The organism is Lutibacter sp. A64 (assembly GCF_022429565.1).
Taxonomy (GTDB): domain Bacteria; phylum Bacteroidota; class Bacteroidia; order Flavobacteriales; family Flavobacteriaceae; genus Lutibacter.
The window spans coordinates 3,665,915-3,689,749 of record NZ_CP092487.1; the positions used below are offsets into that span (position 1 = coordinate 3,665,915).

At 30.4% G+C, this 23,835-nt stretch carries 16 protein-coding genes; 10 read left to right on the plus strand and 6 right to left on the minus strand.

The features are described from left to right. Positions 1-49: 49 nt before the first annotated feature. From MKD41_RS14875 to MKD41_RS14905, 7 genes are all read left to right on the plus strand, one after another. Positions 50-3,127, plus strand: coding sequence for a SusC/RagA family TonB-linked outer membrane protein (locus MKD41_RS14875; RefSeq protein ID WP_240243132.1), 3,078 nt, complete (start codon positions 50-52; stop codon positions 3,125-3,127). Between the two features lie 12 nt (positions 3,128-3,139). Further along, the gene (locus MKD41_RS14880) at positions 3,140-4,921 is read left to right on the plus strand and encodes a RagB/SusD family nutrient uptake outer membrane protein (RefSeq protein ID WP_240243133.1); all 1,782 of its coding nucleotides are present in this window, start codon (positions 3,140-3,142) and stop codon (positions 4,919-4,921) included. Between the two features lie 126 nt (positions 4,922-5,047). Continuing rightward, positions 5,048-7,621, plus strand: coding sequence for a glycoside hydrolase family 2 protein (locus MKD41_RS14885; protein WP_240243134.1), 2,574 nt, complete (start codon positions 5,048-5,050; stop codon positions 7,619-7,621). 60 nt (positions 7,622-7,681) lie between these two features. After that, positions 7,682-9,220 carry an arylsulfatase gene (locus tag MKD41_RS14890; protein WP_240243135.1) on the plus strand — a complete coding sequence of 513 codons (1,539 nt, stop codon included), beginning with the start codon at positions 7,682-7,684 and terminating at the stop codon, positions 9,218-9,220. Positions 9,221-9,298: 78 nt separating this feature from the next. Next, on the plus strand, positions 9,299-10,339 hold the full coding sequence (locus tag MKD41_RS14895; protein ID WP_240243136.1) for a family 43 glycosylhydrolase: 1,041 nt from the start codon (positions 9,299-9,301) through the stop codon (positions 10,337-10,339). A 106-nt stretch (positions 10,340-10,445) separates the two neighbouring features. Continuing rightward, entirely contained in the window at positions 10,446-11,477 is a 1,032-nt protein-coding gene (locus tag MKD41_RS14900) for a family 43 glycosylhydrolase (RefSeq protein ID WP_240243137.1), read from the plus strand. Between the two features lie 238 nt (positions 11,478-11,715). Next, on the plus strand, positions 11,716-12,123 hold the full coding sequence (locus MKD41_RS14905; protein WP_240243138.1) for a hypothetical protein: 408 nt from the start codon (positions 11,716-11,718) through the stop codon (positions 12,121-12,123). Positions 12,124-12,207: 84 nt separating this feature from the next. Here MKD41_RS14905 and rpe read toward each other — a convergent pair whose 3' ends face one another. Both rpe and MKD41_RS14915 read right to left on the minus strand, forming a co-directional pair. Continuing rightward, positions 12,208-12,870, minus strand: coding sequence for a ribulose-phosphate 3-epimerase (gene rpe, locus MKD41_RS14910; RefSeq protein ID WP_240243139.1), 663 nt, complete (start codon positions 12,868-12,870; stop codon positions 12,208-12,210). Between the two features lie 110 nt (positions 12,871-12,980). After that, positions 12,981-13,844 (minus strand): sigma-70 family RNA polymerase sigma factor, encoded by an 864-nt coding sequence (locus MKD41_RS14915; protein WP_115877674.1) that lies wholly within the window; start codon positions 13,842-13,844, stop codon positions 12,981-12,983. A 149-nt stretch (positions 13,845-13,993) separates the two neighbouring features. On the opposite strand from MKD41_RS14915, the gene MKD41_RS14920 reads away from it, so the two are divergent. From MKD41_RS14920 to MKD41_RS14930, 3 genes are read left to right on the plus strand one after another with little or no spacing between them, the layout of a single operon-like run. Next, on the plus strand, positions 13,994-14,560 hold the full coding sequence (locus MKD41_RS14920) for an RNA polymerase sigma factor (protein ID WP_240243140.1): 567 nt from the start codon (positions 13,994-13,996) through the stop codon (positions 14,558-14,560). Further along, the gene (locus tag MKD41_RS14925; RefSeq protein ID WP_240243141.1) at positions 14,560-14,769 is read left to right on the plus strand and encodes a hypothetical protein; all 210 of its coding nucleotides are present in this window, start codon (positions 14,560-14,562) and stop codon (positions 14,767-14,769) included. The genes MKD41_RS14920 and MKD41_RS14925 overlap by 1 nt, the downstream gene beginning before the upstream one ends. A gap of 23 nt (positions 14,770-14,792) precedes the next feature. Then, the gene (locus MKD41_RS14930; protein WP_240243142.1) at positions 14,793-15,617 is read left to right on the plus strand and encodes a mechanosensitive ion channel family protein; all 825 of its coding nucleotides are present in this window, start codon (positions 14,793-14,795) and stop codon (positions 15,615-15,617) included. A gap of 502 nt (positions 15,618-16,119) precedes the next feature. Here MKD41_RS14930 and MKD41_RS14935 read toward each other — a convergent pair. From MKD41_RS14935 to MKD41_RS14950, 4 genes are all read right to left on the minus strand, one after another. Beyond that, entirely contained in the window at positions 16,120-17,208 is a 1,089-nt protein-coding gene (locus tag MKD41_RS14935) for a hypothetical protein (protein WP_240243143.1), read from the minus strand. A 14-nt stretch (positions 17,209-17,222) separates the two neighbouring features. Then, positions 17,223-18,656 (minus strand): TlpA family protein disulfide reductase, encoded by a 1,434-nt coding sequence (locus MKD41_RS14940; RefSeq protein WP_240243144.1) that lies wholly within the window; start codon positions 18,654-18,656, stop codon positions 17,223-17,225. Between the two features lie 71 nt (positions 18,657-18,727). Continuing rightward, a complete protein-coding gene (locus MKD41_RS14945; protein WP_240243145.1) occupies positions 18,728-20,191 on the minus strand; it encodes a RagB/SusD family nutrient uptake outer membrane protein in 1,464 nt (487 codons plus the stop codon). Between the two features lie 20 nt (positions 20,192-20,211). Further along, positions 20,212-23,790, minus strand: coding sequence for a SusC/RagA family TonB-linked outer membrane protein (locus tag MKD41_RS14950; RefSeq protein WP_240243146.1), 3,579 nt, complete (start codon positions 23,788-23,790; stop codon positions 20,212-20,214). Between the last annotated feature and the right edge of the window lie 45 nt (positions 23,791-23,835).

Below are 23,835 nucleotides of genomic sequence, written 5' to 3' on the forward strand. Positions count from 1 at the left end.
ATAATTAAAGCATTAACAAAAAATATTATTAACAACTAAATTTAAACATATGAGGAATATTAAATTATTAATCGCCACATTATTGTTTTGCACTTTTGTACGTGCTCAACAAAATACAGTTTCAGGGCTGGTGTTGGATGAATCTAACATGCCAATACCTGGCGCAAATATAATTGCAAAGGGCACAGCCACAGGTACACAAACAGATTTTGATGGAAAGTTTTCTGTAACACTTTTGGATGGTAATGAAATTATTAAAGTATCCTACATAGGATATGTAACTCAAGAAATAAATATAAAAGGAAAAAATGAAATAATAATAATTCTTAAGGAAGATGTTTCACAACTAGAAGAAGTTGTGGTAGTAGGTTATGGAACACAATCTAAAAAGGATATTACTGGATCTGTATCAGTAGTTTCTGGAGACGATATTGCTTCTAGAAGTACTTCTAACGTATCTAATGCATTACAAGGTGCTGTTGCGGGTGTTAGTGTAACCAGAAGTTCTACAGAACCTGGAGCAGGAAATACAATAAAAATTAGGGGAATAACTACTTTACAAGGAGATAGTAGTCCTTTAATTTTGGTAGATGATATCCCAGTTGCAAGTATTAATGATGTAAATGCTGCAGAAATTGAATCAATTTCAATATTAAAAGATGGTGCTGCTGCTGCTATTTATGGGTCAAGAGCAGCTGCTGGTGTTGTTATTATTACTACTAAAAAAGCAAAAACAGGGAGCTTTAAAATTGATTATACAGCTGAGTATGGTATTAATAAACCAACGGAAATTAGAAAAGGTGTTCAAGCGGTACGTTATATGGAAATGTTTAATGAATCTATTTGGAATGATAATAATAATTTGGTTAATGAATTTAGTACCTATGACCCTGAAATAATTGCTAATTATGCGAACCTTCATGCTCAAGATCCAGATAACTATCCAGATACCAATTGGAGAGAGCTAATGCTTAAAAAACAATCAGAAACTACAAGACATAATTTATCGCTTTCTGGAGGAACTGAAAAATTAAAAACGAGTGCAAATTTTGGGTATGAATATCAAAATGCATTATATGTCAATAGAGATTGGAAACGTTATACAGGAAGAATCAATAATGAACTTCAATTGTCTGATAAAATTGGAGCTGTGTTGAATATAGCATTTAAGCAGACAGATGAAGAAGAACCTCTTACGGATCCAACTAATTTAGCTATTAATTATGGTACCATTTATCCAGCATTATGGTCAGATGGAAGAATTGCTGATGGTAAAACTGGATCAAATCCTTATGCAAGTTTGTTATATGCAGGTACGAAAGAAACAAACAATACACTGGTTTATGGTAAATTTGGTTTGTTTTTTAAGCCTATTGAAGATTTGAAAATTTCTATTAATCTAGCTCCTAATTATGAGTTTACGCAATTTAAAAGTTTTCATAAATCAATTCCTTATTGGGGGGCTGATGATCCTGATAAATTACAAACGCCATCTTACATTTTTGGTAGTTCACCATCAGATAGAGATTTGATAGAGTCTAGAACTATAGAAAAAACTTTAACTACACAAGCTCTTGTTGAATATAGCAAACTATTTGGAAATCATAGTATAGAGTCAGTATTTGGTGTTGAAGAGTATTATAAAGAAACCGAAGCTTTAAAAGTAAGAGGAAATGAATTTATTAGTGATGATTATCCATATTTAAGTCAAGCTCCAGTAGACAAAGTGTTTGATAATGGATCTAGTATTTCAGAAGTGGCTTATAGTTCACTTTTTGGAAGAGTTTCTTATGACTTTAATAAAAAGTATTTTCTTCAAGGAACTTTAAGAAGAGATGGATCTTCTAGATTTGGAAAAGATTATAGATGGGGTACATTTCCATCGTTAGCTGCAAGTTGGGTAATTTCAGAAGAGGACTTTATGAAAAATGTTGCACCTGTTGATTTCTTAAAGTTAAGAACATCATATGGTACTTTAGGGAATGATAGACTAGGGAATTATTTATATGCTTCGGTATTACAGTTTTCTGATGTTTTGATTGCTAATGGTAACAATGTTGAATCTGTGCGTTCTGCTGCACAAACCTTTTTTGCTGTTGAAGATATTACTTGGGAAACCACAGTAAGTAAAAACATAGCCATAGATGCTAATATGTTTGATGATAGGCTCTCTTTAACAGCTGAATATTTTCAAAAGGAAACATCAGATATGCTTTTAAGTCTAAATATTCCATCATTAAGTGGGTTTATAGATCCTACTGTAAATGTAGGTGATATGAAAACAACAGGATGGGAAGCTTCTATTGGTTGGAATGATGTAATTGGTGATTTAAAATTTTCTGCTTCGGCCAATATATTTGATTCAAAATCAATTCTAGGTTATGTTTCAGATAAACGTTTATTTAGTAGTAATAAACTGTCTGAAGAAGGTCTAGAATTTCAATCTTGGTACGGATATGAGTCAGATGGTATATACCAAACTCAAGAAGAAGTAGATAATTCAGCGGTAACTTCAGGAGTAGTTTCCCCAGGAGATATAAAATATGTAGATCAGCTTACTGTTGATACTGACAACGATGGTATACCAGATAAAGGAGATGGTGTTATTAATACAGACGATCAAGTAGTTTTAGGAGGTTCTTTACCAAGATACCAGTATGGAGGTAATATTTCTTTAGAATATAAGGGGTTTGATTTAGGAATAATTTTTCAAGGAATAGGAAAACAAAAGTTCTACTTAAATCCAAATACTTATGTAAAAGCTTTTGACGCAGGTAATTCTCCACGTGAACTTGTAGATGGAAATTATTGGAGTGTTTATAATACCACAGAACAAAATACTACAGCAGACTATCCAAGGTTAGGTTTCAAAAACCAAAGTAACAATCTTAGATTTTCTGATTTTTGGCTTAAAAATGGAGCTTATTTAAGACTTAAAAATATTACTCTAGGCTATACTTTACCTAGTGATGTTATTAACAAAATAGGAGTTTCACGACTACGTGTTTATGTTTCAGGAAATGATTTATTTTCTTTTGATAATTTACCAAAAGGTATTGATCCAGAGCAAGTAGGTTCTTACTTGGTAACAAAAACATTTTTATTAGGCTTAAAAGTTAATTTATAAAATATATTAATTATGAAAAAACAGATAAATAATGTTGCAATGTTAATTGCAATTATATTCATAGTATCATCATGTGTTGAACTTGATTTGGATCAACAAGATGCCGCTAGTTCTGAGAATTGGTATCAAACAAGTGAACAATTTAGGCAATCTTTAAACGAAGGATATAGATCAACTTTTTTCCCTTCAGATGGAAATGATGGAGCTTACAACCCAGGTTGGGATGATGATGTAAATTACCGTACCAATTTAGGACCAATTAAATCGGGTACTGTAGATTCAAATTATAGTAGAGCTAAAAATGATTGGACTAATATGTATAAGGCAATTACAAGAATATTAACAGTTCTGGAAAAAATTAAAACTCAAAGCGGTGTTTTATCTTCTGCAGAAGAACAACAATTTGAGGGGGAAGCAAATTTTTTTCTAGGAGTATATTGGACATACTTAATTACGCATTATGGAGATGTACCTTTTTATGATACACCTATTACAATTGATGAATCATTTACAATAGCAAGAACAGATAAAGCTTTTATTCTTCAAAAAATTTATGAATATTTTGATGTGGCATCTCAAAATTTGCCGGTAAGTTATTTATCAGGTTTAGAATATGCTACAAAAGGTGCAGCACTTGCATTTAAGGCAAGAGCTGCTATATATATGGGTGATAATGCAACGGCTGCGATAGCAGCAAAGGCTTGTATGGATTTAAATGCTTACGAATTACATCCTAATTTTGAAGAATTATTTTTATCTTCCACAAAAGAGTCTAAAGAAATAATATTTAAATTACCTAGAAGTGAAGAGTTTTTACAAACTATTAATAGTAATTTTATTCTTTATATGCTTCCTAGGAATGAAGGAGGGTATGGTAGTGTTATTCCAAGTTGGGAATTATTAGCTTCTTTTGAATGTGTAGATGGTTTACCAATAGATGAATCTCCTCTTTTCGATTCCCATAATCCATTTAAAAACAGAGACCCTAGGTTGTTGGCAACTATAGTGCCTTTTGGATCGTTAAAAGATGGTGATGGTCTATCCCCAGACTCTGGAAGTAGACATATGGCTAGAGAGTATAATCCTCACCCAGAACATACTAGAGTTTTTAATTATTTAACAAGTTCTCTAGAAACAAATAAAGATACCAAATCCAATCAAAATTTTTGTAGTTTTAATGGTCTGCTTTTTAAAAAAGGAATTGACAGTGATTGGGCAGATAAAATTGCTGCGAACGATTTAATTTTAATGCGTTATGCAGATGTATTGTTAATGTATGCAGAAGCTAAAATTGAATTAAATGAGATTGATGCATCGGTTTTAAACGCTATTAATGAAGTTAGAGATCGTGCTTATGCAAATTCTAGTTTTTCAAATCCTACAGTAACAACAACAGACCAAGTAAAACTTAGGTATATTGTTAGAAATGAAAGACGTTCTGAATTAGCTGGTGAATGGCTTAGGTATATGGATTTAATACGTTGGAGATTGGCAGATGTTATTATGGATGGTGGCCATACATATGGTTTAGCTCCAATTGCTGCAAATGCAGATCCTAATGTAATACAAGAAAATAGCGATTTAATGGTTAATGTTGTTAATCCAGGTAATTGGTTTTGGGGTTTAACACCGCAAATAGATGAAAATGGGGTGGCAGATTTTATGCCTTTGGTTGATGCTGGATTAGCTCAAATATTAACAACAACATCTTTTCCTTCACATCAATATTTATGGCCAATACCAGATGATGAGAGAAGACTTAATCCTAATTTAACGCAAAATGAAGGTTATTAATTTTTATAATATATTATAGTTTGGTTTATTGAGCCTAAGGGGTTATAAGATTTTTATAACCCCTTAGGTTATTAATTTACAGCCAAATTAAAATATCGCTTATAACTAAATAAAATAAAATAAAATATGGTAAATAGTTTAGCAATTGTTAAAAAATCAATTTTAAGAACTTCTATTTTAATAGCATTTTTATGTTCTATTATAACAAATTTTAGTTATTCCCAAAGCAATCAGAAAATAGCATTAAATGGTAAATGGTCTTTTAAAACAGATCCTTATGCACAAGGAGAATCTTCTGGTTGGACAGCAAAAGAAGTAAATACTGCCTCTTGGGATACCATGGTGGTTCCTGGAAACTGGGATTTGATTAATGAGTATGCTGAATATGTTGGCGATGCATGGTATACTAGAACTTTTTCTATTGACTCATCTTTAGAAAAAGAACAAGTACGTTTGGTTTTTCAATCTGTTTATAACGATGCTAAAGTATGGGTAAATGGGCATTTAGTTGGTGAAAATAATTTAGGGTTTTTACCTTTTCATTTTGATATTACGAAGTATCTAAACCCAGGAAAAGAAAACAGGTTAACCGTATTGGTTAATAATGTTTTTAAAAGTGGAGCTATGTGGAATTGGGGAGGAATAAGAAGACCTGTTTGGTTAGAGTTAACACCTAAAACACGTATTGAATTTCAGCAGATAGATGCTATTCCAGATTTAAAAAAAGGTAATGCTGCATTAAACGTAAAAATAGTTAGTAGTAATTCTAGTGATATTTCTAAAAAGGTAATTTATAATATAAATATTAAAAGTAATGGAAAGGTTGTAGCTAATGGTAAAGTAAAAGCAACAATACCAGCAAATACAAATAAATATATTGTTAATTGGTCTTATAAGTTACCAAAATCTAAAGTGAATTTATGGCATTTTGATTTTCCTAATTTGTATGAATCTACAGTTACTTTATCTGAAAATGAAGAGATTTTACATATAAACTCTGATAGATTTGGTATTCGAAAAATAGAAATAGATGGATTACAATTACTTTTAAATGGAGAAAGTATTCGTCCTGTAGGATTTAATGTGGTTCCAGAAGATAGATTTACAGGTAATACGCTACCTATGGAACGTATTAAAGAAGATGTAGATTTAATGAAAAGTTTGGGTGCAAATATGGCTCGACTGAGTCATGTAAATTTACCAAAAGAATATATAGATTATTTGGATGAAAAAGGAATTTTGATTTTTGAAGAAGTTGGACTTTGGGGAAAAGATGTATTAGTAGATCCTGAACATCCAAAACCAAAAGAATGGTTGCAAAGAATTATTGAAAATAATTATAATCATCCAGCAATTGTGGGGTGGAGTGTGGGTAATGAATTAGGTATGGCTTCTAAAAATCCAAAAGTAAATGCTTATGTAAAAGGTGCTATAGAAATGGCGGAAAAATTAGATCCAAATAGAATAGCAGTTTGTGTGTCTAACTCTGCCAATAATTCACCTAAAGAAGCATCTATGTATGCAGATTTAGCAATGCTAAATGGGTATCAAAATTGGGGTAAAAAAGCCGATGGCACTTGGAAAAACCATAAGAAACCAATTTTTATGTCCGAGTTTGGTAAAGAACTAAATTCTGAAGATCCTAGCTTAGGAGATATTCCTGCTGAAAAAATGATGAATGAGCTACGAAACAAAGAATATGTTTTAGGGGGTTCTTTATGGGCGTTTAACGATTATAGAAGTACGTATCATGGTAAAGAAGGATGGAAAACACCTCCGTCGCAAAATAGAGCTTGGGGAGTTGTAACTTCTTTTAGAGATAAGAAAAAAGGATTTTATAGTATTCAAAAAGAATTTAGTCCTATAAGAAATTTGACTGTATCGAATTTAAATATAGCAGAAGGAAAGGCAAAAGTGACCATTAAGCCAAGAACAAAATTAGACATACCTGCAAATATATTGAGAAACTTTAAAGTACAGTATACTCTTTTTAATTCGGATTTTAAAGCTGTTGGGACAGATACACAAGTGATTAAAACCATTTTTCCTGGAGATAAAGCATTTGATGTTTTTTTAGAATGGAGTGCTAAAGAAAACTTAAGTATGATAGAGGTTAGTTTCTTAGATCCGCAAGGTTATAAAGTTCATACAGACCTTATAAAGTTTCAGGTTCCGAAACAACCTGTTATAACATTTGTAAATACGGCCAACAATGGTATTCGTATTTTTTATGATAAAAGTAAAGATGCAGAAGCGTATTATGTTCGATATGAAAAAGATGGTTTAACCTTTAATACTAAAGCAACAACAAATAATTTTATTGACATTGAGGATAAAAAAATTAAACAAGGTCATGTTTGGAAATATCAACTGATTGCTGTGAATAATAAAGGAGAGAGCATTCCTTCTAAAACAAAAGAACTTACAAAAGATGAAGATGAGTTACCGCCAATTATTTGGAATACAAAACACACTCAAAATGGGGTCTTTATAGCTTACAGCGTAAGTCCTTACGATTATTTATATGAAGTAGTTTATGGCACGAGTTCTAATAAGTATGATCATAAATTAACCACCAAAGTAAAAGGAGTACTTAACATTCCTAATATTAAAAAAGGCACTCCAATTTATTATAAAATGAGAGTTGTCAAACAATGGGGATTTGCTAGTGAGTGGACACAAGAGTTAAAAAGTGAATAATGTTAAAAATGAATTTAAAGGGATTGTGCATTTATTTAGTTTAATTTCTAAATAATAATTATGAAAACAAAAATAAATTTTGTCGTTTTACTTTTTTTGGCACTACTACCAACTATAATGTTAGGTCAATCTAAAAAACCGAACATCATTATTATATTAGCTGATGATATGGGATTTTCTGATTTAGGTTGTATGGGATCTGAAATAGAAACACCTAATCTAGATAAAATGGCAAAGGAAGGGATGCTTTTTACTAACTTTTATAATACATCTAGATGTTGTCCATCTCGTACAAGTTTGCTTACCGGCCAATATCAATGGGATGCAGGAATGGGGTCTATGGATTATACTAAAAGTGATTTACCAGAATATCAGGGGTACATCAATAAAAAATCGGTAACAATTGCAGAGGTTTTAAAAGAAAATGGTTACGATACTTTTATGACAGGTAAATGGCATGTAGGTGATAAAGAAAGAGACATGTGGCCAGATCGCCGTGGATTTAATCAATTTTATGGAATTCCAAAGGGAGGTGGACTTTATTTTTATCCATCTAAATTTTATGAGCGCCCTGTTTTTTGGAATGGGGATAAAGTGCACCCAGATTCTAATTGGTATTCAACGGATGCTTTTACAGATTATTCAATAGATTTTATAAAGGAAAAAAGAAAAAAAGAGAAACCATTTTTTATGTACTTGGCGTATGTTGCTCCACATTTTCCACTTCAAGCAAAAAAAGAGGATATAGAAAAATATAAGGACACTTATAAAGAGGGATATGATGTTATTCGTAAAGCAAGATTTAAAAAGCAGCAAGAAATAGGATTATTTCCAGAAAATAGTAAGATAACAGCACCTGTTTATCCAGATTGGGAATCTGTAAAAAATAAAGATGATGAAGCATTAAAAATGGCAGTTTATGCAGCTGTGGTAGATCGTTTAGACCAAAATATTGGGCGTTTAATGCAAAGTTTAAAAGAGGAAGGTATTGCAGATAATACGGTCGTTTTCTTTTTATCAGATAATGGTGCTGCACAAACAGATTGGAATAAAACTCCAGAAGCCGAAATGGGCTCGAGGGATAGTAATATGGCTTATGGATTTTGGTATAATGTAAGTAATACTCCGTATCGTTTAGGAAAATCTCAAGAGCATGAAGGTGGAATTATAACCCCCTTAGTTATGCATTGGCCAGAAGGTATAAAAAACAAAGGAACAAGAATATCAGAAACAGCTCATATAAACGATTTAATGCCAACATGTCTTGAGTTAGCAGGTGCAAAATATCCTATAAAGTATAAGGAAGTTGAACTTGATCCGTTGGATGGAAAAAGTATTTTACCGCTTTTAAAGGGAGAATTACAAGATAAAAATAGATTCTATTTTTGGGAACATATTGGAAATAAAGCGGTACGCAAAGGAAATTGGAAATTAGTGGCATTACATAAAAAGAAGTGGGAACTCTATAATCTAGAAAACGATCCTTTTGAAATTAATAATCTGATTAATAGTAAACCAAAAAAAGCAGAAACTTTGTTGTTAGCCTATAAAAAATGGTCAAAAAAACATGGTGTACAACCTTGGCCTTTGGATAGATAGAGAAGTTTAGGTGATAAAAAAATAGGGTTGTTGGTGCAGAGATAAATAAATTAAAGAGTGAATAAAATTTTAAGTAGAATGAATTTAATGAAATCAATTTTAGGAAGTTTTTTATTAGTATTGTTTGGTTGTCAATTTTTAATAGCACAACAAATTCAAACAGAAATTAAACCAGCGCAACAATGGTTAGATACCAACGGAAAAGGTATTAATGCTCATGGTGGCGGTGTTATTTTTCATCAAGGTGTTTATTATTGGTATGGAGAGCATAAACTAGAAGGTAAATCGGAAGCTGAATTTGCTGATGGAGGCATACATTGTTATTCTTCTAAAGATTTAATAAACTGGAAAGACGAGGGGCTTGTTTTAAGTGTAGACTATGAAGATGAAAAAAGTGACCTTGCATATGGTTGTATATTAGAAAGACCTAAAGTGGTTTACAATTCTAAAAATAAGGAGTTTGTGGCTTATTTTAAATTGTATTTAAAAGGTGTTGGATATGATAGTAATTATGTTGGAGTAGCTGTAGCTAAAAAACCATTAGGTCCATTTATTTATCATCATAAATTTAGAGGAGGGGGATCGACTAAAGGTTCTGGTGACTTTTCTATGTTTAAAGATGATGAAAAGACTCTTTATCATTTAGCAGTGCGTAAACCTGATAAGGCATTTGTTATTGGGAAGTTAGATGCCGATTACTATTACCCTGATGGCGAATATCAGGTAGCTGAGGGTGTTAAGGTACATACCGAGGCGCCAGCTGTTATCAAAAGAAATGGGATATATCATATGTTAGGATCTGGTTCAAAAGGATGGAATCCTAATCCAGCTCGTTACCATACCACAAATGATTTATTGGGAACATGGACTTATCATGGAAATCCTTGTTATGGTTTTAATGCTGTTGATAATCTTGGTATTGATAAAACTTTTGGAGGACAATCATCTTACATTATTCCTATTCAAGGAATAGAAGATGCTTATATAGCTATGTTCGATATTTGGAGACCAGAAAAACCAATAACAGGTCGATATATTTGGCTTCCTATTAAGTTTTCTAACGAGAAAATGTCAATATTTTGGCGAGATAGTTGGAAACCATCAGATTTAGGTAAATAATTAACTAGTTTAAAAAAGGTTCGTGGTTTAAACCTTTTATATTATAATAAGAAGTAATATCTTGTTTATATAGATAATTAGAATCGAGTAATAAAAAAATAAACATATGAAATTTAAAGTATTGTTAAAGGTTTTAGTGGGTGTATGTATGATGCAAACTGTTGTTCAAAATACAAATGGCCAACAAATAGAATCAGGAAAAGTATGGCTTGATAGTAAAGGTGAAAGAATAAATGCACACGGAGGATGTGTTTTGTTTCATAACGGTATTTACTATTGGTATGGTGAACATAAAGAGGAAGGGCTTTCAGAAAAAGAGCATGCTGATGCAGGAATTCATTGTTATGCATCTAAAAATCTTGTTGATTGGCACGACCAAGGTATGGTATTGCCTTTAACCAAAAATGATAGTTTAAGTGATTTAGCATTCGATAGTAATCAAGACCGGCCAAAGGTTGTCTACAACAAAAAGACTAAAAATTTTGTTTTATTTTTTAAGCTTTATATAAGAGAGCAAGGTACTAAAACTGCTTTTGTAGGTGTAGCTGTTTCTCAGAGTCCATCGGGTCCATTCCAATACATTCATAAATTTCTAGGAGGTAACTCCCCTAATGGAACTGGTGATTTTGCTATGTTTCAAGATGAGAATGATGAGTTGTACCATATAACAGTTAAAAAACCAAATAAGGAATTGGTAATTGGTAAAATGCGAGAGGATTATTTACTACCCGAAGGCAAATATGAATTGTGTAAAGGAATTACCCAACATACAGAAGCCCCTGCTTTATTTAAAAAAGATGGTGTATATCATATGTTGGCATCAGGCAGCACGGGGTGGTCCCCAAACCCTGCTAGATATTTTACAAGTAAATCGCTATACGGCCCATGGGAGTATAAAGGAAACCCCTGTTTAGGGCAAAACCCTAATAACAAATTAGGTCCCGAAAAAACTTTTGGAGGACAATCTACTTTTATTATACCATATAAAGGAAAAGAGGATTCTTTTATAGCATTTTTCGATATTAATAAGCCAGAACATCCATATGATAGTCTGTATATATGGTTGCCAATTGATTTTATAAATGATAAAATGACCATTAGATGGATTGATTCATGGGATTTAGATTATTTTGAATAACAATTTTAATAAATCCTCCTCATAATCATCTATAAAATGACTAAAAAAGGATTGAGTATTTTAATGTTCATTTCAAATAATAACACCTTACATCTTACACAAGCAATTGAACAAATTATTTTTTAATTCATATTTAATATTGAAAACAAAATTGACTCCATTTTAATTAACTCCAAGAGTTATAAAGCAGTGAATAGAATTTGTGGTTTTGTGATTCTTTTATGGTCTTAATTTTAAGGTGAATAGCAATAGTGTAATAAAAGTATTCGACTATACTGCTGTTTTGAATGATGGTATTTATAATGAGGATGAAATGAATGCTACGGTTGCTACTGCTAATATCACCATCCAAAACAAGACGTTTAATGGTTTTCAAAAAAATCTAGTCATTAATGGAGATACATTAGCTGATTCTATAACACCTGTAAGTGGTTCAGTATATAGATTTAAAAATGTTAAAAATGATTTTTTTCTTAGGGGTGATATTCCTACAAAAAAGATGACAGATGCAGGAAGTTTTTGTGAGTTGAAATTATATGAGAATGCTAGCCATCCAATATTTTATTATCGCAAAGGAGTGTCAAATTATTACTACAAGATTTTAAAGGATTCTGAGTTATTTTTAAAAAAACATTCATTTCTATAATCTAAAATTAGATTATAAAAGTTTTAAAATATATATATAAACAATGTTGTTTATTCTTTTAGAATTATATGTGTTGGAAACTAATTAAATAGGTGATACCAAATCTTTTAAGTCTGCAATTGTTTTGGTTGGTTCTTCGCTTTTAAAAACAAAGCTTCCTGCAACAAATGCATCTGCACCAACTTCAGATAATTGCTCAATATTTTGGTCAGTTACACCTCCATCTACCTCTATTAGTGCATCAGAATTACTAAATTGTATTAAAGCTTTTAGTTGTTGTACTTTTTTATAAGTGTTTTCAATAAAACTTTGTCCGCCAAAACCAGGATTTACACTCATTATTAATACCAAATCTAAATCTTTAATTATATCTTCTAAAACAGCTATTGGTGTATGAGGATTTAGAGAAACACCGGCTTTCATTCCTTCAGCTTTTATTGCTTGTACAGTTCTATGTAAATGAGGACATGCTTCGTAATGAACGGTTAAAATATCTGCACCTACTTTTTTAAAATCGGAAATATATTTATCAGGATTTACAATCATTAAATGAACATCCATAGTTTTAGTTGCATGTTTCTTAATAGCACTAATAACAGGCATGCCAAAAGAAATGTTTGGAACAAAAACGCCATCCATAACATCTATATGAAACCAATCGGCTTTACTGTTATTAACCATTTCAATATCGTGTTGTAAGTTTGCAAAATCGGAAGCAAGCATTGAAGGTGCAATGTATTTTTTCATTTTTTTGAAGTTTTTGTTATAGTTGTGCAAATATATAAAAAGGCTGTTTGTTATTTTACTAACAAACAGCCTTTTTTAAACTATAATAATAATTACCAAATTGTAAGTAATTATCCTAAATATGTTTTTAAAATTTTACTTCTAGAAGTGTGTTTTAAACGTCTAATTGCTTTTTCTTTAATTTGACGAACACGTTCACGGGTTAAATCAAAAGTTTCACCAATTTCTTCAAGTGTCATTGGGTGAGCATCACCTAAACCAAAGTATAATTGAACAACATCAGCTTCTCTAGGAGTTAATGTTTCTAGAGCGCGTTCTATTTCAACTTTTAAAGATTCATGTAATAAAGATTTATCTGGATTTGGAGATTCGCCTGTATTTAATACATCGTATAAATTAGAATCTTCACCTTCAATTAAAGGAGCATCCATAGATACGTGACGACCAGAGTTTTTCATAGACTCTTTTACGTCGTTTACTGTCATGTCTAATTTTTTTGCAATTTCTTCAGCAGAAGGAGGTCTTTCGTTCTCTTGCTCAAGAAAAGCATACATTTTATTGATTTTATTAATAGAACCAATTTTATTTAAAGGCAAGCGCACAATACGAGATTGTTCTGCTAATGCTTGTAAAATAGATTGACGAATCCACCAAACAGCGTACGATATAAATTTAAAACCACGTGTTTCATCAAAACGTTTTGCTGCTTTTATTAATCCTAAATTACCTTCATTAATTAAATCTGGTAATGTTAATCCTTGATTTTGGTATTGTTTAGCTACAGATACTACAAAACGTAAATTCGCTTTTGTTAATCTTTCTAAAGCTACTTGGTCTCCTGCCTTAATTCGTTGTGCTAATTCTACCTCCATTTCGGCAGTAATTAAATCAACTTTTCCTATTTCTTGTAAGTATTTATCTAAAGATGCGGTTTCTCTATTAGTAACCTGTTTTGTTATTTTAAGCTGTCTCATTTAAAAACTAAAATTTTTGTGTTTATACATAGCGTACATAATATATACGTTGTATTTTTGAAAATGTTACAAAATAATGCTGATTTAATCTTTTTTTGTGACTTTTTAACATTTATAGTGTCTTAAAACCGTAACCCAATAATAAATTTTTGAAATCAATAAGTGACATAACGTTATTAACAGATAATGAATTGGTGCAGGAGATAGTAAAATCTAATGACTCTCAATTATTTGCTGTTTTGTATGATAGGCATGTGGCTATGGTTTATAATAAGTGCTATGGATTTGCTTCTTCTAAAGAGGAAGCTCAAGATTTAACACATGATGTTTTTATTAAACTTTTTGTTAAATTAAGGTCCTTTAAAGGAACAGCTAAGTTTTCCACTTGGTTGTATTCATTTACATATAATTTTTGTGTAAATTATGTTACACGTAATAATTATAAAAAAAATGAAAAGAATTTTGAAGGAGAAATACCCGATTCTGATGAAGATGATTCTAGTGATGCGTCTATTTTTAGTATGAAATCGGATATGTTAAAAAAAGCATTAGAGTTAATAGAACCAAGTGAGAAGATGATTTTATTAATGAAGTATCAAGATGATTTTTCAATAAAAGAAATTTCAGAATCGTTAGAAATAGGAGAGAGTGCTGTTAAAATGCGATTGAAAAGATCAAAAGAAAAATTAATTAGTGTATATAAAAATCTTAATTGATGGAAAATCCATTTAAGAAAATACTACATAACGAGGAAGTGCCAAAAGCATTGAGAAAGAAAGTAATTAATGATATTTCATTAATTAAGCTTTCTATTGATATGGCCGACCTGTTTGTAGTTAAATATCCTAGTACAATAGGAGAGTTTTTAGATACAGAAAAAAAACCGATTAAAAATATAGAAATTAAAAATTCTAATAAAGACTAATTCTAACCCAAAATAAATTAACAATGAAATTAATAACCCAAATACAAGACGCTGATTATACTTTTGTGCAAAATCTATGGCATCAACTATCTAATGTGATTCCAAAGTTTTTAATGGTCATTGCATTTATAATTTTAGCTTGGATAGTTTTAAAAGTAGTAAATTATATTCTGAAAAAAATATTGAAGTTATCTAAAATAGATTCGTTAACTACAAAATTAAATGAGGCAGAGTTATTTGGTAAAAATGATTACGATATTGTTCCTTCTCAAATTGTATTAAAATTTGTAAAGTATTTAATAATTCTAGTCTTTATTGTTATTGCCTCAGAAAGTCTTGGTTTAACAATGATTTCTGAAGGGATTGCTAGTTTTATAGGTTATTTACCTGTACTTATAAGTGCATTGTTAATTTTTGTTGTAGGTGTTTATTTAGCATCTATAATTAAAAAAGCTGTACAAGATACCCTTAAATCTTTAGAAGTAAATGGTTCTAATTTAGTAGGAAATATTGTTTTTTATGCAATTGTTGTAGTTGTTTCTATTACAGCATTAAATCAGGCTGGTATAGATACCGAAATTATAACTAGTAATTTAACTTTAATTTTGGGATCTGTTTTATTATCGTTTACTATTGCTTTTGGATTAGGAGCAAGAGATGTTGTAACACGTTTATTATTTGGTTTTTATTCACGTAAAAACTTTGAAGTAGGTCAGCATATAAAAACAAAAAATATTGAAGGTAAAATTCAGCAGATTGATAACATTAGTATTACAATTAAAACTACTGAAGGATTGGTTGTTTTACCAATTAAAAAATTTGTAGATCAAAAAGTAGAAATTATGTAAAATATTTTAGTAATTTTTTCTGTAAAATATGGGAATTTGTATTGAAAAAGGAATTAAATATATTAAACTCTAACAAGAATTTAATAACAGAAAACTTTACTAAAAACTATAGTAGAAATGTTTGGGTTAGTCATTTCTATTATAAACAGAGAGTAGAAATCCAACCATCAATTAAAATTGATGATTGGTCTCTTAATCTCAAAATTGATTCTTAGAACTATTAATGGGTTAGTGAATTCTAAGTATTCAATTATTATAGAGAAGCTGTAATTAGTACTTTTCTATTAAAAGAAAGAAGCCAATTTACAACTAAATTTTAATTTAATTGTAGGCTTCTTTTTCTTTTTTATGTAGTTTACTTTGAAGCCAGGCAATTTTGTAACGTTTTTAGCTTGATTTTGTAGATTATGGCTAGAAAACAACTAGCTGAGCTATAAGGTTTTTTTAAAAAAGGGAAGCGATTTAAAGCCACTTCCCCTCTCAAAAAAACTAATTCAAATAATTATTTTCTAAGAGTTATTGCAGCTTGTTTTTTCGCTACAATTATATAGTCTAAATAACAGTTTAATTTATTAAGTTCTTTTTTTAAAGGTATAAGAGTTAATTTGTGTTTAGCTTTTTTATTAATTATATTATAAAAATCTTTCCAAGGGAGTTTATCACTAATTTCAAAAAGCGCTGTTTCTTTCAGGTTTTTATTATAGGGTGTTCTTAAATTTGAACCTTCAAAAATAATAGCTCCAGTTAATAAATTAAATGAAGGTTCATTCTTTAAATATGCAGCAAGCATTTGTTTATCTTTTTTAATTAAGGATTTGTAATAAGCATGGCTCCTACCCATAAGAATAAGAAAGTTTTTAGCATTTGTGTTTTTTATAATTCGTTTTGTATTATCGGCTAAAGCTTGTTCTCTTTCATTATTATAATTTAAAGTTTTATTTTTTATTATTTGTTGTATGAGATTATAGTCTTCAGTCTTTAATAGTTGTTTAAGTATTAATTTATTGCTTTTAAGTGTTTTTTTTACCTTACTCATCCATTCTAAATCTTTTTTAGTTGGATAACCAGAAGTATAAGTATTGTAAAATTCATTTGTTTTTATTTCATCCATAAGTGATGAAATAAATGTTGGTGGATTTTTATATTTATAAAAGACACTAATTAAAGCATAACCCATAGTTCGTGCTCGATCGAAGTCTACCCCAATTACTGTTAAAGTTTTTTTTAACCTTTTATTATAATTGTAAATTGTTCTCCAAGCTTCTAACCAAGGTTGGTATGAGCCACAAAAAATTGTATAGTTCAAGTGTTTTTCATTCCCTGTATTTAAAAACTTATTATAAAAAAAAGCTTCTGAAGGACCACATTCAATTATTAATTTATTAAGATCGTTAGTTCTATTTAGATATTTAACAATTGTAGGGAAAATAGAAGCGGCCACTGCAGAAGCATGATTTTCTCCAAGTATTATAATATTTTTTTCTTCATCTGATTTTAAATGAATTTTAAAATATTTTTTATTGGATACATTTTTATGTTGAGCTAGTGCATTTGTTGTAATTAAAAAGCACAGCAGATAAAAAAACTTCATATTATTATTTACAGTTAATAATTATTAATTTTTTTATCTAAAGCAATATTAAAAATCTTACGAACTTCTGTGCTATTTGATGGTCTAGGGGCATTTGCACTTACTATTTTTCCTTGTGGGTCTAATAAAACAAATCGAGGTATCATAGTAATGTTATAACCGTCATTTATTATTTTTTTATTTTCTGGATCTACCCATAATTGTATACCTTCTAATTTGTGTTTTGTAACATATTCTACCCAATCTTGTTTGTTTTTATCAATAGAGATACTAACAAATTTTATGTTTTTTTCTTTGTATTCTTCTTTTAATTCGTTTAGACTTGGAAATTCAGCAATACAAGGTTTGCACCAAGTAGCCCATAAATCTATATAGGTGTATTTTTTAGAAAATAAATCTACTGAAGCTATTGTGTCTTCTTTAATATCAAATAGGTTTAGAATAGGTGAAGGTTTTCCTGGTAACATTTTTTCTAAATGGCCATATTTTTCTGCCACAATTGCAGCTATATCTGTATAAGGACAATTAGGCCCAAATTGGTTGTAAACTTCTGCTTTAAAATCGGAGCCTAAAGAGTAAGCTAGATAAATATATTTTGCTTTGCCTTCTAGTTCTTGATCTACAAAACTTAGAAATTCAATATCGTTACCTTTTTCTTTTTCTAATGCCAACTTATTTGTAATGTAATAATGTACAAAACGTAAATATGGCAATCCTTTTTCTTCTAAGTTGTTGCTTATTTTTATATCTTTTACAAAATCATAATAGTCATTAGGTAATACAGGAATATGCCCTTTTGTATATCCTTCGTGACTAGAAGGGTAATTCATTTTTCTAATAATTGCTAAATTTTCGTATTCATCTCTATAAATTTCAACTAACTTTTGACTTATCGGATGTGTTTTTTTATAATTTTCTAAATAAATTAATTTAACATTTTTAATACTATCTACTGTTTTAGCATAATCAGCTGCTTCTTTTTCAACAATAAACAAGTAATTGTTGTTTCTTCGTTGTTCGTAAGAGTTAAATGTATAATCTTCTTGATTTACAAACGTACTATTTATAGCGCCAGAACCTTTTAGTTTTAGAGTGTTTTTTATTACATCTTTATCTGAAATTACATCCATTCCAGCATCAATAAAAATACTATCTCCTGGATTTAAAAACAGGTATATATAACGGTTGTTTCCATTACCTTTTATCATAACTCGTCCAAAATCGAGTGTTGCTTTAATAGGTTTTTCTACTGTTATGTCAAAATTAAAATAGCCTGTACTGTCAATGTCAAACTTATTTTTTTTTGTTTTTTTTAGTAAATCGTATTCATCATAGGTTATTAAACCTTGAAATTGATCGTAATCAATTAATTTTCCTTGAATATTTATAGTGTTGTTAACTGTAACTAATGGCTTTTTTTCTGAACAAGAAGTTAGTACCAAGAGCATTATAAAGCTCTTGGTTACTAGAAATCTTAAGATAGTTGTTTTTTTCATTTTATGTTTTTATAAAAAAGTTATTATCTTTGAAATTGACCAATTTCTGGGTTAAGGTCTAGATATTCATAATGTACAGGCCATACAAGTTTTGGATCGTTTGCAGGAATACTTTTTGTTTCAGTGCCTAAAGTATGTTCCACACCTAATTCTAGGCGTTTTATGTCAAATAATCTTAAATCTTTACCATATAATTCACGTCTTCGTTCTAATAAAACTTCATCTAATACATTTTGTTGATTATTATTTAAATCTGCTAACGAAAGGTTTGTATATGATCCAGACATAAAGCGGTGTGTTCTTAACGTGTTAATATCATCTAATGCATTTTGAAGGTTACCTAAACGTGCATTTGCTTCAGCTCTTGTAACATACATTTCTGATGTTGTTATAGGTGTATAGTCAACATTAAAATCATTATCAACAGAATATCGATGCCCTCCATCAGAAAAAACGTATGAAGGCTGGCTGCTTATAAGTTTGCCATTCTCAGTTAAGCCGCTAAACCATAAAGGTCTTCTTAAATCGTAATTAATTGTTGTAGTCGTATCAATAATTTTATAATCACTATACAATTTATTAAAAGAGATGGAATCTAATTGTAAATATTCACGTAAATGCCCTCCTTTAGTAGTTGTTTTATGTAATAGTATTTCTTGATCTGATGTTCTTGATACACCAATTAAATTATCGCTACTAGCATTTCCTGTATAAATTGTGTTATAGTCATATAAAAATGAATTAATTGCTAAACTTTTATCTGCATATAAAGCTGCATTTTCATAATCACCCATATATAAATATGTTCTTGCTAAAATAGCATAAGCAGCTGTTTTAGTTGGTCTATGTATAAATTGTCCAGAAACATTGTCTGGTAAATCATCTACAGAACTAAGTAAATCTTCTAAAATAAAATCGTATACTTTTTTAACAGAAGCTCGTTCTAGACTTGGTAAATCAACTGGGTTTTCAATTAAAGGAACTCCCATATCACTTGACGCTGTAGCTTCATTATAATGTTTTGCATAAATGTTAATTAAAGTAAGGTATGCATATGCGCGGTGTACTTTTGCTTCTGCTGCTAATTGATATTGAAGTCGTAAATTATCATCTGCACGTGGAAGTTCGTCTAAAATATTACTTACCAAGGTGCTAATATAGTAGGCATTTTTCCAAACAACATCTCCAGTTGCTCCATCTGGTAACCAAACTTGAGTTTCAAAAGAGTATAATTGTTTAAGGTGAGATCTTTGATCTATCCATTCTTGCCAAGTTTCACGAGTTACTTGAGAATTATCTGAAACAACATCAACGTACATTGAAGTTTGAGAAAGATTATTAGAATATCGGGTGTCAGCGTTGTCTAAAAGCAATCTAAAATCACTTGTGGTTTTTGCTACAATCTGTCCTTTTGGAAAAGTTTCTAAAAAATCGCTACATGATACTAAACATGCCAACGATACTAATATAATTAATAGTTTTTTCATAATTAAGTATTTGAGTGAGATTATAGGTTTAATTGTAAAGAAAGTGAGTATTCTGGACGATCTCTAATTACGTTGTAATACGCTGAATATAAAGATGAACTATATTTAGGAAATGATGGGTCTATACCTTCTTTGTTTTTTAAGAAAATTGGTCCTAAATTTTTTGCTTGAAATTGAATTCTAGCATTGTTTATACCACCTAATATTTTTGAAGGGATACGGTAAGCAAGACTAATACTTTGTAATCTAATTTGACCAGCATCTAATACATTTTGAGAATTGTATTGAGCAATATAATCGTTTGTTAAAGTTGTAAGATAATTAGATACTTTAGTATCTAAAGAATACATAGAAGCGGTTTCATTATCTGCTCCTGTTTGCCAACGATCTACTAATAAATCTGTATTAAAAGTATGGAATGTACGGTAGCTTGTATAGTTATATAATAAGTTTCTTGGAGGTGAATCTTTTAAAAATTTATTTCCGAAGCTATATAAAAAACGAGCAGAAAGTTCAAAGTTTTTATAAGAAATATTATTAGTCCAAGAACCAAATGTTTTAGGAGAACGTTGACCAACAAATTTAAAAAGTTTGTCTACATCTACACCACTATAGCTAATATCGGATATCTCAGTAATTTCGCCATCTAAATAAACTTGAGGCAATCCATTTTCACTGTATCCAGCCCATTCTGCAACAGCTAAAAAATCTACAGGTTGACCAGCTACTGGGTAAAATTGAGATAAACTTGTTCTAGAAGCAATATTTGCTGAAGTTGATTTTACATTTTGGACTTCATTTTTATTGTACGAAAAATTTAAAAGAGATTTCCATTTAATTTCTTTGTCTATAATTAGTCCGCTAATATCAAATTCCACACCTTTATTAGATATGTCACCTGCATTTAAAGTAGCTTCATCGTAATAAAAACCGTATGTAGGATTTACGGCAATATCTGTTAAAACATCTTCAGATTGTTTGTTGTACAATTCTATTTCACCTTGAAGTCTTTGGCCAAACATAGAAAAATCTGCTCCAATATTATAGGTTTTAGTTTTTTCCCATGTTAAACCTGGGTTTGGTGTAGTTAGTACAGCAGCGTATTGTGTTTGGTTAACAGCATCAACCCATGGAGTACCATTTATGTATGGACTTGCAGATTTGTCAATATGTCCATTCCAACCATAAGAAGTTCTCAAGCGTAATCTATCTACATTATCAACATTAAAGAAAGTCTCTTTATCTAAACTCCAACCTAAACCTAAAGACCATTGTGGTAAGTTGCGGTATGATGGTGTTCTACCATATAAATTAGTTTTATCTAAACGGATACTACCGGTAAAATCGTATTTGTTTTTATAGGTGTAAATTCCATTTCCGTAATAAGATACAAATCTATTGTCTCTACCTTGAAGACGTATACTTGTAGTTGGTTGGGTTGGAATTGGAGGAATGGTTCCTCTCCATTCGTTATCTCCTGTCATTCTAGGATTAACATCATCTTGGTAGTTTAATGCAGTAATTTGAGTTAAAGCTTGTGGATCGTAACCATAAAAACCATATGGTAAACTTTCATAGTAGTCTTTTCTAATTTCAAAACCACCTAATAACTTAATGCTGTGGTCTTCAAAAATACGGTTGTAGCTTGCTTGAACTCTTCCGTCGTTAGATGTAGAAGTTGAACGTCTTTCATATAGCATTCCACCAGCTGGTATTGGAAAAGAACCATCGGTTCTAGCAAATTCGTTTACAGCATTTCTTACATACCAAGTTTCTTCATTCATATAATTACTGTATAATGAATTATTACGTTGGTATTGATAAGAGATGTCAATATTTAAACCTTTTAAAGGAATAAAAGAAACTTTAGCATTTAAACGAAGGTCATTTTTTTCGTCTGTAATATCTCTATTGTCAATGTCTCTTTTTAAATTCCAGTCCCAATCGTAAGGTAAATTATATTGTTCTACAAGATCTCTTCTTTTTTGGGTAGAAACATCATAATAACTATCATCGTAATCATTTTTAATCATTGGTAAATAGTCACCGTTATCATCTAAAATACGTGACATTTGTGGAATATTACTTAACTCTCCAATTGCAACTCCATTTTTGTCTTGCTTTAACATTGAAAAATTCATTCCAAAAGTTATATTAAACCAATCTACAGGTTTAAAAGTGTTGTTGAAGTTTCCAATAATTTGACTATTAGAGTCTCCAACAGCATATTTATTACTTTCAAGACTCATTAATGAAGCGCGTAAGTTGTTGGTTTCATCGCCTTTACTAAAAGAAATATTTACTTTTTGGTTAGTTTCCATACGGTAAAATAAATCCGAAAATTCATCACGAACATCAATTTTAGAAAGATCGCTTAAAAGTTGATTTCCAGTTTGATCTGTAATTTCACCAGCTTTCATTTGTACAAGTACATCTATTACCTCAGGAAACTCATAGCGATCACGGAAAAAGGATTGTAATAAGTTGTCGTAATAGTTGTTGTCTAAAAATAAAGATTTATATATATCTATAGATTCTGCACTTGACGCAAAGGGGATTTCAAATAAATCGGGTTTAGGTTGCACTATATATTCAATAGATACATCTATTTTTGCTTTTTTTGAAGTATTTCCAGCTTTTGTTTTAATAACAATTACCCCATTTGCTGCTTGAGCTCCCCAGATAGAAGCTGCGGCAGCATCTTTTAAAACAGTTAAACTTTCTACATCATCTGGGTTAATTGTAGACCAAGGATCTACACCGTCGGATGAAATTACTGGAAAGCCATCAACAACAATTAAAGGTGAGTTATCTCCTAATGTACTTGCTCCACGTATAACTAAACCGCGGCTTCTTTCTGTTGTAGGGCTTTGATCTGAAGCATAATTAGGTTCAAATAATAACCCAGGTACAATACCTTCAATTTTGTCTTTAACACTTAAACTAGTAATTTTTTGTAATTCTTCACCTGTTACATTGCTAAAAGAACCTGTAGCTCTTTCTTTTGGGATAGAATAATAACCAGTAACAACAACTTCTTCTAAAGTATTGGTTAATTCTCTAAGGGTTATAGTTAAAGGGTCAAAGTTTTCAATTTTTATAGTTTTTTCTATAAAGCCAACATAGGTTAAAATTAATTCATCTCCTATGTTTGCCTTAATTGAAAATATTCCATCTATATTAGAAACAGTACCAGTTGCAGCACCTTTTACAATAATTGTTACACCTAATAGCGGTTCTCCATTTTCATCTGTAACTTTTCCGTTAATAGTTTGTTGAATAATAGGGAGTGTTTTTTCTTTAATAACAATTGTATTGTTTTTAGAAAATTCAAAGTTAAAATCTCCTTCAGATAAACTCATTTCCAATAATTTATTGGCTTCTATTACTCCTTTTTTTACAGCTACTTTTGGGTAGTCTTTAAATAAATCTGAGCGATAAATAAAAGTATATTCGGTTTGGCTTTTAATAATTTTAAAAACCTCATCTACCGTGATTATTTTGTCTGTGTCAATTTCAACTTTTGCGTTTTGGGAAAGAATATCACCTGATGAAAAGCCAAAGACCGTAGTGCAAAACAAAAATAAAAATGATTTCATAAGGTTGAGTAAAAGCTTTTTCTTTGTAAGAAAGAAAAGCGAGTT